Genomic DNA, 14,186 nt, shown 5'->3' with positions numbered 1-14,186 from the left:
GCCTTCTACTACACGAAGGCGATAAATCTCATGACACATCAGATGATGCTCTCTCTCTTGATAATAATTCTTCTTTTTCATTGTTGATTCTTTAAAGAGTCAACCTTATTTACAAAAAGACAAAAACCGGTGCATCCAATAAGGGTGCACCGGTTTTTTTATGACTGATTGTTTCCTATTCAGCTTTTGCTTCTGCGTTTGTATCTTCTTTAGCTTCGGCTTCTTCAGTGGCAGGTTCTTCTTCCGGAGTGAAATCTGTAATTTCGGCTCCGATCAGGATGTTATACCATGTCAATAATTTTTTGATATCGCTGGGATATACTCTTTCGCGGTCAAAATCAGGTAAAACTTCAGCAAAATAAGTACGCAATTCTTTTGTGTCGGAAGGTACTGTGACTTTGGCTCCGTTTTCTTTATTTTTTACGCTGGTAAGTACTTCGTGCAAAGGAACTTCTGTCTCGGTTGTATAGATAGCAATATCACCCAGCGAGATTACTTTATCTTTTGCGTACGCAGGTACTCTTTTCTTATCTGTCAGCGATTCGACAATCAGCATGTTCTTTCCGTGGGAAACCAATTTAAATAATCCCGGTTTTCCCGAAATAGACAAAATAGTCTTCAACATAATACTTCGTTTTCTAATAGTGTTAAACTTTAAAGCTGCAAATGTAGTATAACTATACGATTTTACCGAAGTTTGGGAGACTTATTTTACAAATCTGTTTCATAAAGACGCCAGAAATTTCTCAACCTGAGGAAGTAATGCCTGCTTATCGTCGTTGTAGATAACATAATCGGACCGGTCTCTTTTTACCTCGTCCGGCAACTGGTTGTTGATGCGGCGTACGATTTCTTCCCGCGGAGTATTATCTCTCGCTACCGCCCGTTCGATACGGAGCTGCATGGGCGCATATACCATCAGGCTCTTGTCTACCACTTCGTTGAAACCCGATTCGAAGAGTATAGCCGATTCGATGGCACATATATCGGATGCCTGACTTTTTGTCCATGCTGAAAAATGACGGTTCACTTCGGGGTGTATGATCGCATTTACCTGCCGGAGATATTCCGGATTACCGAATATATGTGATGCGAGCAGCTTCTTGTTCAACCTTTTTTCCGTGTAGAGGTCTTCTCCCAATAATGCGGTGAGTTTTTCTTTAATGACAGGAGACGTGTCGGTCAGCAGTTTACTTTCCGTATCGGCGACATAGACCGGTACTCCGTATAAATTCAATAACGAAGCGACAACCGATTTGCCGCTTCCGATCCCGCCGGTTATTCCTATTTTAATCATGCAGATTGTTCTGTTCCAGGATAAATTCAATTTTGTCCGGGACAAGCGTAGCCGAACTAACCCAATCCGGTTTCTTTGTCAGTTGGATAGGTAAGGTGCCGGAGACGTTTTGTTCCAGATCTTTGAAAGAAAACTTTATTTCAAATGCATCTTCCGACAAGTCCTTGAAACGGGATAACGGAACGCTGCATGTTACCTTTGCTATGGAAGGAAAAGTACGCAATGTATAATGCGGAGGAAGGCCTGTACAGATGACAGGTATCTCCAATGTCTTTTCTGTAAACTCTTCAATAGGGATCGTTATGGTAACGCTTGTCGGATCATACGTCGCTTCACTGATCTTTTGCAGTTGTACGGTCCGTGTAATCGTTTTCGTCCCTTTCTTTATTTCGGTGAAGACGGTTTTTGCCTGGTTTAGCGTATCCAGTACGATGTCGCTGGCATATACACTGACTGTCGATGGCGAGATCAGGATGTTACCCGACACATGGAAGCCGGGATTTGTCTGGATAGTTCCGTCGAATACGACCGGAATATCTTTCTTTATCCGTTTACTGTATGCCGCTTCAATAGACTGGGGCTCGAAACCGACCAGCGAGGTCGTGGCAAGCAACTGTTTCTGTATGTCGCTTTGGATCGTTTTTTTGGTAATAGATAATGATCCGCTTTTCTCAGCCTGATTTTTCATATTCGTTTCGATCGGGGCAAACGATCTCCCGAAGGAATAATTCAGCAGAACGCTTCCTTTATCCTTTACCTTGGCAATGATCTCCTGAGGGGGAGTTTCGGTAAAAGAGATATCCGGTGGAATATTCTTGTATCTGACCGGGATGCTGATTTCTATTTCATATTCCTGCTGAAGGCTTTGCAATAACCAGAAACCTAATGACAGTAGTACGAAAAAGAAAAAGATTAATGCTTCCTTCCATCTCTGACGACGCAGAAAAGCATTAATCTTCATCCGGGCAGACTTGAATGATTGATTAATATCAAGCTGCGGCATATTTTGTTATTTCTTATTTTTGCTGTGCGTCTTCTGAAGAAGCAAAGATAGAAGTTTTATCTACACGGATGCGTACTCCGTCTGAAATTTCTATCAGCATATAAGTATCTCCGATCTCTTTGATCTTTCCGTAGATACCTCCGGCTGTGATCACTTTGTCACCCGTTTTCAATGCTTCACGAGATTTCTGTATCTCTTTCTGCTTTTTCTGTTGCGGACGGATCATGAAGAAATAGAAGATCGCAACGATAACCACCATCATAAGGATGCCTGACCACTGTGACTGGCCTCCGGCAGCCTGAAGTAAAATACTAACTAAGCTCATAACTAACTATATTCATTTATAAATTTGTACCTATTGACTAGCTACAAATGTAAGTATAATAATTAATCTTTAAGCAATACCTTTTCTTTTTTTAACTCGGATACAATAGAATCCAGGATTCCATTGATGAACACGCCGCTTTTGGGTGTGCTGTAATATTTAGCCGTGTCGATGTATTCGTTGAAAGTGACATTGATGGGAATAGAAGGGAATGTCATGATTTCAGCCAGTGCAACCTGCATGATGATCAGGTCCATATTGGCGATACGTTCTGTTTCCCAGTTCTTCATATGTTTGTTGATACGCTCCCGATATTCGGCACCTTTCAGTAATGACTGACGGAACAGTTTGATAGCGAAAGACTGGTCTTCCAGATCCTTGAACATAGGAAGCAATTTCTGTTTTCCTTTGTTTTTTTCTTCGAACTGTTTGATTGTCTTCAGCGTGAATGTTTCAACGATTTCGATGTCGTCGTTCCAATAAATGCTTTTGTCCTCCAGGTACTCTTCGATCATTTCGTTACCACAGATTAACTTTTTGAATACGGCACGCCAGAATTCTTTGTCAGTCTCGTAAGAGTCGTTCTCATTATCCAGATACTCGTTGTACAGGTCGGAAGCCAGGATCAGATCCAGCACATTCTTGATGAACTCTTCATCGTTTACCCACGATAATCCCTGTTCCGCCACATATTTCTGGAGTGCTTCGTTTTCGGCAACCTGGGCGGTGAAACGATTGTTAACCAGACGGGTGTTGGGGTTCAACTCGGCATGGGTCGGCATGTACTTGCTTTTTTTGGCGTCAAGTGTCCGTTGCTGTAAGTTGGTGACTTCGATAATTAGAAGGAGGAAGTAGTGATATAAGTCGTACGACTTCCGTAAGCTGAAAAGCAATTCATTTTCCGCTACTTTGAGGTCATTGTTTCCGTTTTGATAGAATGAATAAACTATCTGTAAAACTTTAATGCGGATTAAAATTCTGTTGATCATCGTTTGAAGGAACTACTTTATTATAAATTAGGTTGCAAAGGTAGTCATTCTTTTGATAAAAGGGCCCCGGTTTATTTAATTTTATAGGTGTTAGGCGTTATTTTACACTTTCAAACGTAAAATGAGATATTTTGATGCGTTAAAATAGTTGTTGTTTAAAAAAAAATGCACATATTTGAAGCAAGTTATGAATATTGGGTGGGTGTTTAACAAATGTTGGCTATATGGATGAGTCGGTGAAGAAAATACAGGTTGAAGGTGGCGATAAAGAGATTCTGTACTCTAAGGCCATAAAAGCAGGTAAGAGGATCTATTATCTGGACGTAAAGAAGAACTTGAAGGACGATTTGTTCCTGGCGGTGACCGAAAGTAAAAAGGTGCAGCCTAAAAACGGAACGCAGATCTCTTTTGAGAAGCATAAGATTTTCCTTTATAAGGAAGATTTTGACAAGTTTATGGAGGGAATGAATGATGTGATTAATTACATCAAGCAGCGTAACTCAGAAGATCTACAAGCACAAGCCCCGGATGCTGGGATAAAGACAGACGATGGTTCAGACGAGATAAAGCTGGACATCGATTTTTAAAAGGGGGGAAAATAATAACGAGCTGTTTTTCTTTATAAAGAAGAAACAGCTCGTTATCTTTTTATAGGTATCCTGTTGTAAAGGTTGCCTATTTTTACTGCGGTTTATGCAACCGGATGAATTGCTTCAGTAGGACATGCGTCAGCGCAAGTACCACAATCAGTACACATTTCAGGGTCGATATGATAGATATCACCTTCTGAGATAGCTCCTACCGGACACTCGTCAATACAAGTACCGCAAGCAATACAATCTTCACTAATTAAATAAGCCATTTTCTTAAACGTTTAAATTGATAACTATTAGTTGGTGCAAAAATAGAGTTTTATTTGTATTTCTGCAATAAGTTCTAATCTTTTTCGTTATAATTCAAAATTGATTGAGAGTTGAGACGTCTATTATTTCTATTATTGATATGCAGCCTTGCCGTCCCGGGTGTGATGGCGCAGAAAGAGAAGGTGAAGAATCAGCCGTATGCCGATTTGAAATGGTTTCATCTGGGATTCCATGTCGGATTGCATGCGCAGGATTTGTTGTTGACAAATACAGGTGTTACGACTGACGGTGAAACATGGTTTGCCGAAATCCCGACTTATTCGCCCGGTTTTAGTGTCGGTGTGATCGGTGATATGTATTTGAATCCTTATTTTAACCTACGTTTCATACCTACAGTCCATTTCGGGGATAAGAAGTTTGTCTTCCGGGAACAGGCCACGGGTGAGGAGTTCACAACTTCCGTCCGTTCCACTATTCTGAGTTTTCCTTTGAGCGTGAAATTTTCGGCCCTCCGCCTGAATAACTACCGTCCTTATCTGATCGGTGGCGTATACGGAGCGATGGACCTTGGACGTAAGAAAGGGATGCCCGTTTTATTGAAGGCGGCAGACTTCGGTCTGGAGTTCGGTATAGGATGTGATATTTATCTGCCGTTCTTTAAACTCTGTCCGGAGTTGAAGTTCAGTTTCGGACTGGTCGACCTGTTACAGAAAGATCGTAGCGACCTGACCGATAAGGACCTGATCAAATATCCGAATGCATTGTCGAAAGCTACCTCCCGTATGGTTTCGCTGACGTTTAATTTCGAATAAACAGTTCTATATAAATGTAGGCGGCAGGAGCTGCCAGCATCAAGCTGTCGAACCGGTCAAGCATTCCTCCATGGCCGGGCAGCACATTGCCGGAATCTTTTACTCCAAATGTACGTTTCAGCAACGATTCGATCAGATCACCCCAGGTTCCGAATAAGACAACGGTAGCCGACAATCCCAGCCAGTTATACCAGCTTACTTCCGGTGCATACCATGCCAGAGCCTGCGAAGCGCCCAGGACTACGGCTAAACCTCCGAAGAAACCTTCCCACGATTTTTTAGGCGAGATACGTTCAAACAGCTTTCTTTTTCCGATCATGGAACCGACCAGATAAGCGCCGGTATCGTTCAGCCAGATGAAAATGAAGATCGCCATAACGAATAACGGGGAATAAACTACTTTACCCGGGGTGTCAGGTATGGCTGCGATAAAGTTCAGCATCGAAAATGTCCCGGCACAATACACCTGTGCGAAAAGAGTGAATGCCCAGTTGTTGATCGGGTTCGGTGCTTTATAATATAACTCGGCAACTAATGTATATATAAGGAATAGGAGATAAGGCAGGAAAACGATGTCGTCTGTCAGTTGATTTGTGTAAGCGAAGGTGGCGGCAAATAAATAAACGCCTCCCAGCGAAGAGACAACCCGTTTTATGGAGGCATCCTCATAATGCTTTACCAAACCATAAAACTCCCATAATGTCAATCCGGTGATCAGACTGAAAAGAACAAGAAAAGAGATCGGGTGGTAGCAAATTGCTCCAACCAGCACTGCAACGAAGATTATACCGGTAAGTGCCCGTTTTATCAGATTTTTCAAAACCGTATGTTGTTTTGTTCGTTTGTTGATTTATTTTTCGTGCAAAGATAAAGAATAAATCTGAATATAAACAGAGAGACCGGACAGTATCTTTACGAAAGAACTGTCCGGTCTCTTTTTATTTATCCCACATATGTTTGTCAGGCAAGATTGTCAGTCTCATTGGTACCTGCCGGTACAGCCCGAACTTTGTAGTCGCTTGATTGGGGAGTTGTTTCATCCGTTTTTGTTTCTTCGGCGGCAACTTGCTTGTCGTTGTTTGCCTTTTCCTGCAAATCCAGAATTTCCTGTGAGCGTGAGATCCAGGCCCGTTTGCCGAAGATATGCTCAACATCTTCCGTATAGATCACTTCGCGTTCGAGCAAGACTTGCGCCAGTTTGTTATGTCCTTCTGCGTGGTCGGACAGGATTTTTTTAGCGCGTTCGTATTGTTCGGTAATGATCCTTTGTACTTCCTGGTCGATCATGCGGGAAGTCTCCTCGCTATACGGCTTGGTGAATCCCCAGTCCTGACCGCTCGAATCGTAATAATTCAGGTTAGGAAGTTTTTCACTCATACCGAAGTAGACAACCATGGCATAAGCCTGCTTGGTTACCCGTTCCAGGTCATTGGATGCTCCGGTCGTTATTTTACCGAGGAAAAATTCATCTGCTGCACGTCCGCCCAGCGTTGCGCACATCTCGTCGAGCATTTGTTCGCGGGTGGTGATCTGGCGTTCTTCCGGCATATACCAGGCTGCTCCCAATGCTTTACCTCTCGGTACGATAGTCACCTTTACCAACGGGTTGGCATGTTCAAGGAACCAGCTTAATGTGGCATGGCCTGCTTCGTGGTAAGCAATGCTCTTACGTTCGTCCGCGGTTGTTATCATAGTCCGTTTTTCCAAACCACCGACAATACGGTCGACCGCGTTCATGAAATCATCTTTCTGAACGAACTTTTTACCGCCACGGGCAGCTATCAATGCTGCTTCATTACAAACATTGGCGATATCGGCTCCAGAGAATCCCGGAGTCTGGCGAGCCATGAACTCTGCATCAACACTTTCATCTATCTTGATCGGACGCAGATGTACGCCGAATATCTCTTTACGTTCGTTTAAGTCCGGCAGTTCCACGCTGATCTGACGGTCAAAACGTCCTGCGCGGAGCAGCGCCTTATCCAGAATATCAGCACGGTTGGTAGCTGCCAGGATGATCACACCGCTGTTTGAGCCGAAACCGTCCATCTCTGTCAGCAACTGGTTCAACGTATTTTCGCGTTCGTCGTTACTGTTCATGTTTGCATTTTTACCACGGGCACGACCTACGGCATCTATCTCATCGATGAACACGATACATGGAGACTTCTCTTTGGCCTGGCGGAACAGATCACGGACACGTGACGCACCTACACCGACAAACATTTCGACAAAATCGGAACCTGACAGTGAGAAGAAAGGAACATCCGCTTCACCGGCTACCGCCTTAGCAAGCAATGTCTTACCTGTTCCCGGAGGACCGACCAATAAAGCGCCCTTAGGTATTTTACCACCCAATTCGGTATATTTTTCCGGATTTTTGAGGAATGCGACGATTTCTTCCACCTCTTGCTTGGCTTCTGACAAACCTGCCACATCTTTAAATGTCACTTTCCGGTCGTTATCTTTATCAAAGAGTTGTGCTTTTGCCTTGCCGACACTGAATACCCCGCCGGGACCACCGCCTGCACCGCCTGACATTCTTCTCATCAGGAAGATCCATACAACAATGATCAGGATGATCGGCCCGAAGGAAACCAGAAAATTCCATATGGCATCATCGCCTTCTTCATATCGTACTTGAGTATCAATATGATTCTCTGTCACCGCTTTGTCGTAAAAATCGGAAAATTTGTCTGCTGACGGTATTTTGACATATACTTTTGGGTTTGTGCCCAAAGTCGTGCTGTCACTTTTAAAGACTAATGCTTTCTTACCGCTCTTGACAGTGGCCTCCACCAGATTTTTCTTGTTGTAGACAGCCATTTTGTCAAAGACATTATCCTGGGCCAGTTTCTGGAATTCGGTCCATCCCAATTCTTTCGATGCCGAGGAATCGTTCGTCAGATACAGAGCAATAAGCATCATAAAAATTAGCCCGTACATCCAATACAGGTTAAACTTGAACATTTTAGGCTTATTGTTCTTCGGCACTTTATTAAACATGTCGTTTTTATTTTCCATACTTTGAATTCGATAATATTAATCCGGCTTAATCGAGATTCGGGATCTGGGTGACTTTAGAGTCAGACCACAGGGTCTCCAGATTATAAAACTCGCGTTGCTCCGGCAAGAATATGTGTACAAGAACCGTGCCATAATCCATCCCTATCCATTGGGCACTCTGGTTGCCATCGATAGACAAAGGTTTCTCGCCCGCTTTTTTGCGCGCGAAATCCCACACGGAATCGGAAAGTGCTGATACCTGAGTAGGAGTGTTCCCTTCGCATATGACCATATATTGGCATACGGCTCCGGATAGTTGGGTTAAATCTACGGTTACAATATTTTTGCCTTTTTTCTCTTGTAGGCCTTCAACAATTGTGTTTACTAATTCTTTTGTTTGATCCATTTATTTTTTATTGAATAATTTTCGAAGTTGCAAATATACTTCTTAATTTATTATCTGCATGCTTTCTCTATTTAATATATGTATAAACCCTGTAAATTCAAAACAGGAGAAAAAGAAAAATGTTTATTTTGATGAAATTTTTTCTCGAAATATTTGCAAGAATAAAAAATGTCCGTATCTTTGCACCCGTAATCGAGAAACATACTACTCGAGACAACAAAAACTGTTCTATGGTGTAATGGTAACACGTCAGATTCTGGTCCTGAAATTCCAGGTTCGAGCCCTGGTAGAACAACAATTTTAAAAATTATCCCTTGTAAGTTATGGCTTGCAAGGGATTTTTCGTTTGCGGGGTACGAGATAGGGGATATTTTGTTCTAATTGTTATTCAGCGTCTGTTGGGGATTGGTATTTGCTTTTAATTGAATGACTTGTATAGTTAATACTATTGATCCCTTTGTTAATTATGTAAAAGAACTCATTGAAGATGGGTGGTTTTCAGCATCGGAATTCTTTGAAGAAGTTTATTCAACAGTAGTTGTACTGGCGGAGGAACTAAACAAAGAATGAAAGTTAAAGAGGCTGTACCGTAAATCTTAATTACGACACAGCCTCTTTTTATTTCTCCTTTATTCATTTTCTTTTCCCCATCTGAAGCCGATGCGATCCAGTAGTTGGATGCGTTCGCTACTGAGTTTACCTCTTCTTCTCAGATAGCCCATTCGCATCCACCAGGAGTAAAGGGATTCTTCTTTTTCGCTCTCGTTCCCAGTCCTTGAGCGAGGGTATCGTTTTTCGTTTGTTATGAATTCGCTGAATTCATGGTACCTTTCGATCCATATCCTTTCGAGCCGTTCCGGCGAACGCCCGTTGCTAGACTGGCTGTCGGACCAGTCAAAACCCAGGTCGGTCAACTTTTTGATCTGCCTGGGGGTTAGCGTGACGGTTGTATCGCTGCCGTTTTTGTAAGCTCTCATTTTGCTGCACCATTTAGCCAGTCGCGATTCCTCCTGGTCTCTGGTGTGGGTAGGCCAACGGCCGGTGTTGTTATAGTAATCCCTGACCAGATTGAACGATTCCTTCCAGCTTCTCCTTTTGTTGTATGCATACCAGTTGAATCCAATGTCATCCAGCAATTTGATGCGTTCTTTATTCTGTTTGGTCTTAGGTGTGTTTTTCCGGGTAATTTTTTGAGCCGCACACCAATTGGACAACTTGATCTCTAACGGGTCCGAAGCACTGCTGGAAGGCCAGCGTTGTTCTTTTTCCCAGAAGATTTTCAGGTTATTATAATTATCCTGCCACCGTTCCGTATTTTTCCGGATCTTGTCTGCGTCGATTCTGTCGATTAATTCAATCTGTTTTCCAGTAAGTTTTTCCGGAGAATGGTTTCTGAGGTACCTGCATCTGCTAATCCATAGGCCCAAACTGCGTTCCTTTACCTCTTTCGCCGTAGGCACAGGCCATTTGTTATGTTTATCGTAAAAGACAATAATAGCACGCAAGTTGCCGTTTCTTTTTTTCTTTCTTTTATTCATATACTTACTACTCTGGATCTTCTTTGTCTGTTATGTATGCTCAAAGATATTCAAATATTTGATTTTTAATAATATCATTTTGACAGAATGTTATTTTATCCCTGTTTTCTATGCTTTTTTACAGGAATATTCACTTCTGTTTTCAAAATACCAGAATCTCGTGAAGATAAATGAATACAAAGCGCTTGTATTTTATCCGTTATGATGTTATTTTGATTCGCATTATATTTTGTCAACCAGCATCAAAAAGGCTTTCTTTTAGTTCTTATTTTTAGTCTGATTTCTACTTTTCATCCTTTTAGGGAGATTGTTAAAAAAATCATCCGTATGATTTCATAAATTCATCCGCACAGTTTGCACAAAACTTCCGTATGTTTTCCCTCGAACATACGGAAGAATCGAAAAAACATCCGGTTGATTTTCGGCATTGCCTTTGAAAACCTCCCGAAATTTCCCTTATTTTACTTCTAAGCAACCAAAACTCCTATTTGTGGTTAGTAAAGAATCGAAAATTCTGACATTTGGAGAGTATAATCACTAAAAAAACAACAGAAATGAAAGCGAGAAAAAAGAAAGAAACGTTGCTGCTGGATGACTTTTTCCGACAGCAGATCGCACATTTGGATGAGAACGAGAACCATTTTACCGCCGCCAACTACCGGAATGCCCGGCAGTCGGTCCGCCGGTTTGTCGGTGAGGAATCCGGCTGTTTTCCTCTGAAAGAGGTGATCGGACAGTGGGTTTCTGATTATGTCGTATATATGCAGGATACGGACAAGCTGTCCGCCAGCAGCGCCGACTGCTATTACCGCATCCTGCGTGCTGTCTATAATAAAGCCGTCAAACAGTCCCGGGTGGAAGAGGCGGAAGAATATCCCTTCAAAAGTATCAACATCGCAGTACCGTCGACATTGAAGCGTGCCCTGTCGGAGATAGAGGTCTGCCGCCTGCGCGATGCGAAGCTGACGGGCGAGAAAGCCCGTGCCCGCGATGTCTTTATGTTCCTTTTCTATGCCCGTGGAATGTGCTTCGTCGATCTTTTCAAATTAAAGAAAAGTGACCTGTACGGCGGGTATATCAATTACAGCCGCAGTAAGACTGCTATGCCTGCGTGTAAAGATCATCCCCGAACTGCGCGAGCTGATCGGCCGTTACGATGAGGAAGACAGCCCGTACCTTTTCCCCTTCCTGCACCGTAACCGGTACCATAAAGAAAAGGAAGTGGCGGAACAAAGCGCCCTGAAACGGGTCAACCGTTAGCTGGAAGAAATAGGGAAAGCGCTGGATTTTCCTTTCCCCCTGACCACTTATGTGGCGCGCTATACCTGGGCGACGCTGGTGGAATCCAGCGGAACGGCAACGGCCATCATCAGCCAGGCGTTGGGCCACAGTTCGGAAAGGGTGACACGTATCTATATGAAAGGAATGCCCTCGCATGTGATCGACGAGACGAATGAAGAGATGCTGAATGTATTGATCCGGTATAATTCAAAGAAAGGAAAGGGCAAAAATAAAAAATGTCTGATTCCTTGCAAGAATCGGACATCTCAATGTTCTGTTAAGAATAACCCATGAAAAACACGGGGTATCTGCCTGCAAATGTACATGTTATTCTACAATAAACAAGGAAAATGTAAAAAAATAAAAAACATTATAACCTAATCGGAATAAAAACGGTTCTCCAACCGGTCTATCCTCACAAATAGTTCTTCTCTAAAATGCTGTAATTCAGCGAATACTCTTTCTTCGGAAGGAGATGTCCGATTCTTGCAAGGAATCCGACATCCTGTATGGGGAAATGAGAATGAAAAGATCGGAAAAAAGAAGAAAATTCCAGTTACGGGTCATGTTTTTAGTCTTGTTGCTGCTATTGTTGCCATACGGTTCGTACGGTCAACAGATAGGGATAGGGACGAATGTGTCGTGGTGGCTGACTTCGACGCCGAATGCGGAAGTTGAATTTATGTTGTCTAAAAGGCTGACTTTGAACGTGTCAGGCAGTTACAACTCCTGGACATTCTTTCCTGAAGGGATGACCCTGCGGCATTATCTGGTGCAGCCTGAACTTCGTTACTGGCCCTGCAAAAGTTTTGAGGGGCACTTCTTCGGCGTGCATGGACATTACGGTCATTACAATATCGGGCAGGTACCGTTTATCGCGGGTTTGAAGGATTATACCTACCGGGGGGAACTGTATGGTGGCGGTTTTTCATATGGCTATCACTTTGCTATTGGCGGACGGTGGGGATTGGAGTTGTCGCTGGGAGTAGGGTATGCTTACCAGGAATACAATAAGTATGTATGTACGGAATGTGCGGAGCTGGTAGGGAGGTATAAACGGCATTTTGTGGGGCCGACACGGTTGGGAGTGACATTTATTTATTTGATACGCTGAGAGATGGAAAAGTTGTTTTATACGCGGGGATATGACACACCCCCTACCCCCTCTCCAGAGGGGAAGGGTTACTTTCGGACACTGTTATCCGGTGTTGGTCAGGTAGTTAGTGACCGGAGTATCTTCCTCCCCTCTGGAGAGGGGGCAGGGGGTGTGTTATCTTTCCTCCTTCTCGCCTGCCTTTTCCTTTTCTCCCAGTCGGTCTTTTCCCAGACCGGGAACATTCTTTTTACTCCTGAGACTCTTGTTATCCATGATGACAGCGTCCGTATAGGAATGAACATAATTGTCCGGAATATCCAAATCCCAACGGACCATTCTTTGACGTTGATCCCCTATTTTCAGAGAGACAATAAGCATGTCTCCCTTCCTCCGGTAATCCTTTCCGGCCGTCAGCGTTCCCGTTTCGACCGGCGCGAAGAACTGATTGCCCCACATTCTTTTAAAGAAAAAACCTATATACGGCTTATCGGAATAAAGGAAAAAGATACTTATACTATACATTAATAATATAAGCCTCCCTTATGCCGGTTGGATGCGTCACGCTTCCCTCTGTCTAAAACAGGTGGAAAGGGATTGTTGTAAGGAAACCCTTTTGTCCGATACTCTTTTGACAAAAGACATAAACCTGCCCGATCCCTGTACGGGGCTGGAAGAGAAAGGAGGCGAGTCATGAGACTACTGAACCTTTTCTTCCCGGTCCTCCTCACGCTTGCCGGTTGCAATATCGACGGCGAACTGGCCCCTGCTGAAATCGGCAAAACAACGTTAGAAGAAATTCAACTGTATTCAGGGACTCCGTCCAATACCGGCTGTTTTTTCTACGGGTACCGTTCTTTTTCGGTCGCCCCTTCCGGAGTTACCCGGGGACGTATCGACTTATTGCATGCTTATTTACGGTTACATGTGACAGTCCGGTGGGATGCCAGTGTTCCGGCCAGTACAAACAATTTGCGTATGACGCTGGCCGGACATTACCCGGTCTACCGTTTTTTGCCGAAGCATACATCGGTTAGTCCGGCCGGACAGGAGATTCATATTCCTTCCCGGCCGGAGGAATGCCAGCCGGGAAGGCGTTCGATAGATGTGGAAATGGATATATCCCGCCAGGTGAATGGCGAAATCATTGGTTTCCGCCTGCATAATGGGGACCATCCGGTCTTCTGCCTGTTAGCCGATGATAAAGCGCTGATACGTGAAATAGACCTGTACCGTTTTTTTCATACGATGCAGATCGAACTGAGCGGCAATATCTGTCAGGAGTTTGATTTGCAGTTGGTGGTAGATAAGAAAGGGAATGTGAACGTCTCGCTGGCCTATGTGGGTGACTGGATAGACGGGGGTGTCTTGGGAGAAGGAAACTGATACAATAAAACAGCAGTCGGTTGTACTGCCCGGTATAAATTCTAAATAATAACATTATGAAGAAATAATACTTCGTTAAATTTATAACTAATCCGTTGAGAACAAATAAGTTAATTGATAAAATTTAGTACAATAAAATAGGTCAAGTGGCTGATTTTCATTACCTTTAATGGTATCCTACCACACA

General features: G+C 43.4%; 17 protein-coding genes and 1 tRNA gene. 8 read left to right on the top strand and 10 right to left on the bottom strand.

The window, feature by feature from the left end:
• Positions 1 to 175: 175 nt before the first annotated feature.
• The 5 genes from NBH15_RS27890 to nusB all read right to left on the bottom strand — a co-directional run bounded on the left by NBH15_RS27890 (position 176) and on the right by nusB (position 3,614).
• Positions 176 to 625, bottom strand: coding sequence for a DUF5606 family protein (locus NBH15_RS27890; protein ID WP_007659005.1), 450 nt, complete (start codon positions 623 to 625; stop codon positions 176 to 178).
• Between the two features lie 99 nt (positions 626 to 724).
• Positions 725 to 1,297 (bottom strand): dephospho-CoA kinase, encoded by a 573-nt coding sequence (coaE, locus tag NBH15_RS27885; protein ID WP_250824098.1) that lies wholly within the window; start codon positions 1,295 to 1,297, stop codon positions 725 to 727.
• Positions 1,290 to 2,300: a CdaR family protein gene (locus NBH15_RS27880; RefSeq protein ID WP_007659001.1), complete on the bottom strand. Its 1,011-nt coding sequence runs from the start codon at positions 2,298 to 2,300 to the stop codon at positions 1,290 to 1,292. Before NBH15_RS27880 ends, coaE begins: the two co-directional genes overlap by 8 nt.
• A 13-nt stretch (positions 2,301 to 2,313) precedes the next feature.
• Complete coding sequence (yajC, locus tag NBH15_RS27875; protein WP_007658999.1) at positions 2,314 to 2,625, bottom strand: preprotein translocase subunit YajC; 312 nt, start codon at positions 2,623 to 2,625, stop codon at positions 2,314 to 2,316.
• 62 nt (positions 2,626 to 2,687) lie between these two features.
• A complete protein-coding gene (gene nusB, locus NBH15_RS27870; protein ID WP_186959969.1) occupies positions 2,688 to 3,614 on the bottom strand; it encodes a transcription antitermination factor NusB in 927 nt (308 codons plus the stop codon).
• 224 nt (positions 3,615 to 3,838) lie between these two features.
• Here nusB and NBH15_RS27865 point away from each other — a divergent pair, with 224 nt between their 5' ends.
• Complete coding sequence (locus NBH15_RS27865) at positions 3,839 to 4,201, top strand: DUF3276 family protein (protein ID WP_128135014.1); 363 nt, start codon at positions 3,839 to 3,841, stop codon at positions 4,199 to 4,201.
• Positions 4,202 to 4,305: 104 nt separating this feature from the next.
• Here the strand turns inward: NBH15_RS27865 and fdxA are convergent, their stop codons facing one another.
• Positions 4,306 to 4,476, bottom strand: coding sequence for a 4Fe-4S ferredoxin (gene fdxA, locus NBH15_RS27860; RefSeq protein WP_007658993.1), 171 nt, complete (start codon positions 4,474 to 4,476; stop codon positions 4,306 to 4,308).
• A gap of 111 nt (positions 4,477 to 4,587) precedes the next feature.
• On the opposite strand from fdxA, the gene porT reads away from it, so the two are divergent.
• Positions 4,588 to 5,289 carry a type IX secretion/gliding motility protein PorT/SprT gene (gene porT / locus NBH15_RS27855; protein ID WP_007658991.1) on the top strand — a complete coding sequence of 234 codons (702 nt, stop codon included), beginning with the start codon at positions 4,588 to 4,590 and terminating at the stop codon, positions 5,287 to 5,289.
• Here the strand turns inward: porT and NBH15_RS27850 are convergent.
• The 3 genes from NBH15_RS27850 to rsfS all read right to left on the bottom strand — a co-directional run bounded on the left by NBH15_RS27850 (position 5,276) and on the right by rsfS (position 8,701).
• A complete protein-coding gene (locus NBH15_RS27850; protein ID WP_250824097.1) occupies positions 5,276 to 6,109 on the bottom strand; it encodes a phosphatidate cytidylyltransferase in 834 nt (277 codons plus the stop codon). The genes porT and NBH15_RS27850 overlap by 14 nt on opposite strands.
• 140 nt (positions 6,110 to 6,249) lie before the next feature.
• A complete protein-coding gene (gene ftsH / locus NBH15_RS27845) occupies positions 6,250 to 8,313 on the bottom strand; it encodes an ATP-dependent zinc metalloprotease FtsH (protein WP_224265745.1) in 2,064 nt (687 codons plus the stop codon).
• Positions 8,314 to 8,341: 28 nt separating this feature from the next.
• On the bottom strand, positions 8,342 to 8,701 hold the full coding sequence (gene rsfS / locus NBH15_RS27840; RefSeq protein WP_007658988.1) for a ribosome silencing factor: 360 nt from the start codon (positions 8,699 to 8,701) through the stop codon (positions 8,342 to 8,344).
• 224 nt (positions 8,702 to 8,925) lie between these two features.
• Between rsfS and NBH15_RS27835 the strand changes: the two genes are divergently transcribed.
• A tRNA-Gln gene (locus NBH15_RS27835) sits at positions 8,926 to 8,996 on the top strand.
• Positions 8,997 to 9,330: 334 nt separating this feature from the next.
• On the opposite strand, the gene NBH15_RS27830 is transcribed toward NBH15_RS27835, so the two are convergent.
• Positions 9,331 to 10,239, bottom strand: a complete 909-nt coding sequence (locus tag NBH15_RS27830; protein ID WP_250824096.1) for a helicase associated domain-containing protein — start codon at positions 10,237 to 10,239, stop codon at positions 9,331 to 9,333.
• A gap of 554 nt (positions 10,240 to 10,793) precedes the next feature.
• On the opposite strand from NBH15_RS27830, the gene NBH15_RS27825 reads away from it, so the two are divergent.
• The 5 genes from NBH15_RS27825 (at position 10,794) to NBH15_RS27805 (ending at position 13,999) form a co-directional block, all read left to right on the top strand.
• On the top strand, positions 10,794 to 11,399 hold the full coding sequence (locus NBH15_RS27825) for a phage integrase SAM-like domain-containing protein (protein ID WP_250824095.1): 606 nt from the start codon (positions 10,794 to 10,796) through the stop codon (positions 11,397 to 11,399).
• A 151-nt stretch (positions 11,400 to 11,550) separates the two neighbouring features.
• Positions 11,551 to 11,814, top strand: a complete 264-nt coding sequence (locus NBH15_RS27820; RefSeq protein WP_128135772.1) for a site-specific integrase — start codon at positions 11,551 to 11,553, stop codon at positions 11,812 to 11,814.
• A 229-nt stretch (positions 11,815 to 12,043) separates the two neighbouring features.
• Entirely contained in the window at positions 12,044 to 12,634 is a 591-nt protein-coding gene (locus NBH15_RS27815; protein ID WP_250824094.1) for a DUF3575 domain-containing protein, read from the top strand.
• Positions 12,635 to 12,637: 3 nt separating this feature from the next.
• A complete protein-coding gene (locus NBH15_RS29455; protein WP_350472307.1) occupies positions 12,638 to 13,141 on the top strand; it encodes a DUF3868 domain-containing protein in 504 nt (167 codons plus the stop codon).
• A 165-nt stretch (positions 13,142 to 13,306) separates the two neighbouring features.
• Positions 13,307 to 13,999, top strand: a complete 693-nt coding sequence (locus NBH15_RS27805; RefSeq protein ID WP_128135770.1) for a hypothetical protein — start codon at positions 13,307 to 13,309, stop codon at positions 13,997 to 13,999.
• Positions 14,000 to 14,186 lie beyond the last annotated feature (187 nt).

The sequence above is a fragment of the Parabacteroides caeci genome (assembly GCF_023656795.1).
Classification (GTDB): domain Bacteria; phylum Bacteroidota; class Bacteroidia; order Bacteroidales; family Tannerellaceae; genus Parabacteroides; species Parabacteroides segnis.
The sequence above is the reverse complement of the archived record's forward strand: the minus strand, read 5'-3'. Positions and strand labels throughout refer to the sequence as shown.

Coding starts and splice junctions, on each gene's coding strand:
- NBH15_RS27830 (WP_250824096.1), bottom strand. CDS start 10,239: ATGAATAAAAGAAAGAAAAAAAGAAACGGCAACTTGCGTGCTATTATT.
- nusB (WP_186959969.1), bottom strand. CDS start 3,614: ATGATCAACAGAATTTTAATCCGCATTAAAGTTTTACAGATAGTTTAT.
- ftsH (WP_224265745.1), bottom strand. CDS start 8,313: ATGGAAAATAAAAACGACATGTTTAATAAAGTGCCGAAGAACAATAAG.
- NBH15_RS27890 (WP_007659005.1), bottom strand. CDS start 625: ATGTTGAAGACTATTTTGTCTATTTCGGGAAAACCGGGATTATTTAAA.
- rsfS (WP_007658988.1), bottom strand. CDS start 8,701: ATGGATCAAACAAAAGAATTAGTAAACACAATTGTTGAAGGCCTACAA.
- NBH15_RS27825 (WP_250824095.1), top strand. CDS start 10,794: ATGAAAGCGAGAAAAAAGAAAGAAACGTTGCTGCTGGATGACTTTTTC.
- NBH15_RS29455 (WP_350472307.1), top strand. CDS start 12,638: ATGGAAAAGTTGTTTTATACGCGGGGATATGACACACCCCCTACCCCC.
- fdxA (WP_007658993.1), bottom strand. CDS start 4,476: ATGGCTTATTTAATTAGTGAAGATTGTATTGCTTGCGGTACTTGTATT.
- NBH15_RS27880 (WP_007659001.1), bottom strand. CDS start 2,300: ATGCCGCAGCTTGATATTAATCAATCATTCAAGTCTGCCCGGATGAAG.
- NBH15_RS27805 (WP_128135770.1), top strand. CDS start 13,307: ATGAGACTACTGAACCTTTTCTTCCCGGTCCTCCTCACGCTTGCCGGT.
- NBH15_RS27815 (WP_250824094.1), top strand. CDS start 12,044: ATGAAAAGATCGGAAAAAAGAAGAAAATTCCAGTTACGGGTCATGTTT.
- coaE (WP_250824098.1), bottom strand. CDS start 1,297: ATGATTAAAATAGGAATAACCGGCGGGATCGGAAGCGGCAAATCGGTT.
- NBH15_RS27865 (WP_128135014.1), top strand. CDS start 3,839: ATGGATGAGTCGGTGAAGAAAATACAGGTTGAAGGTGGCGATAAAGAG.
- yajC (WP_007658999.1), bottom strand. CDS start 2,625: ATGAGCTTAGTTAGTATTTTACTTCAGGCTGCCGGAGGCCAGTCACAG.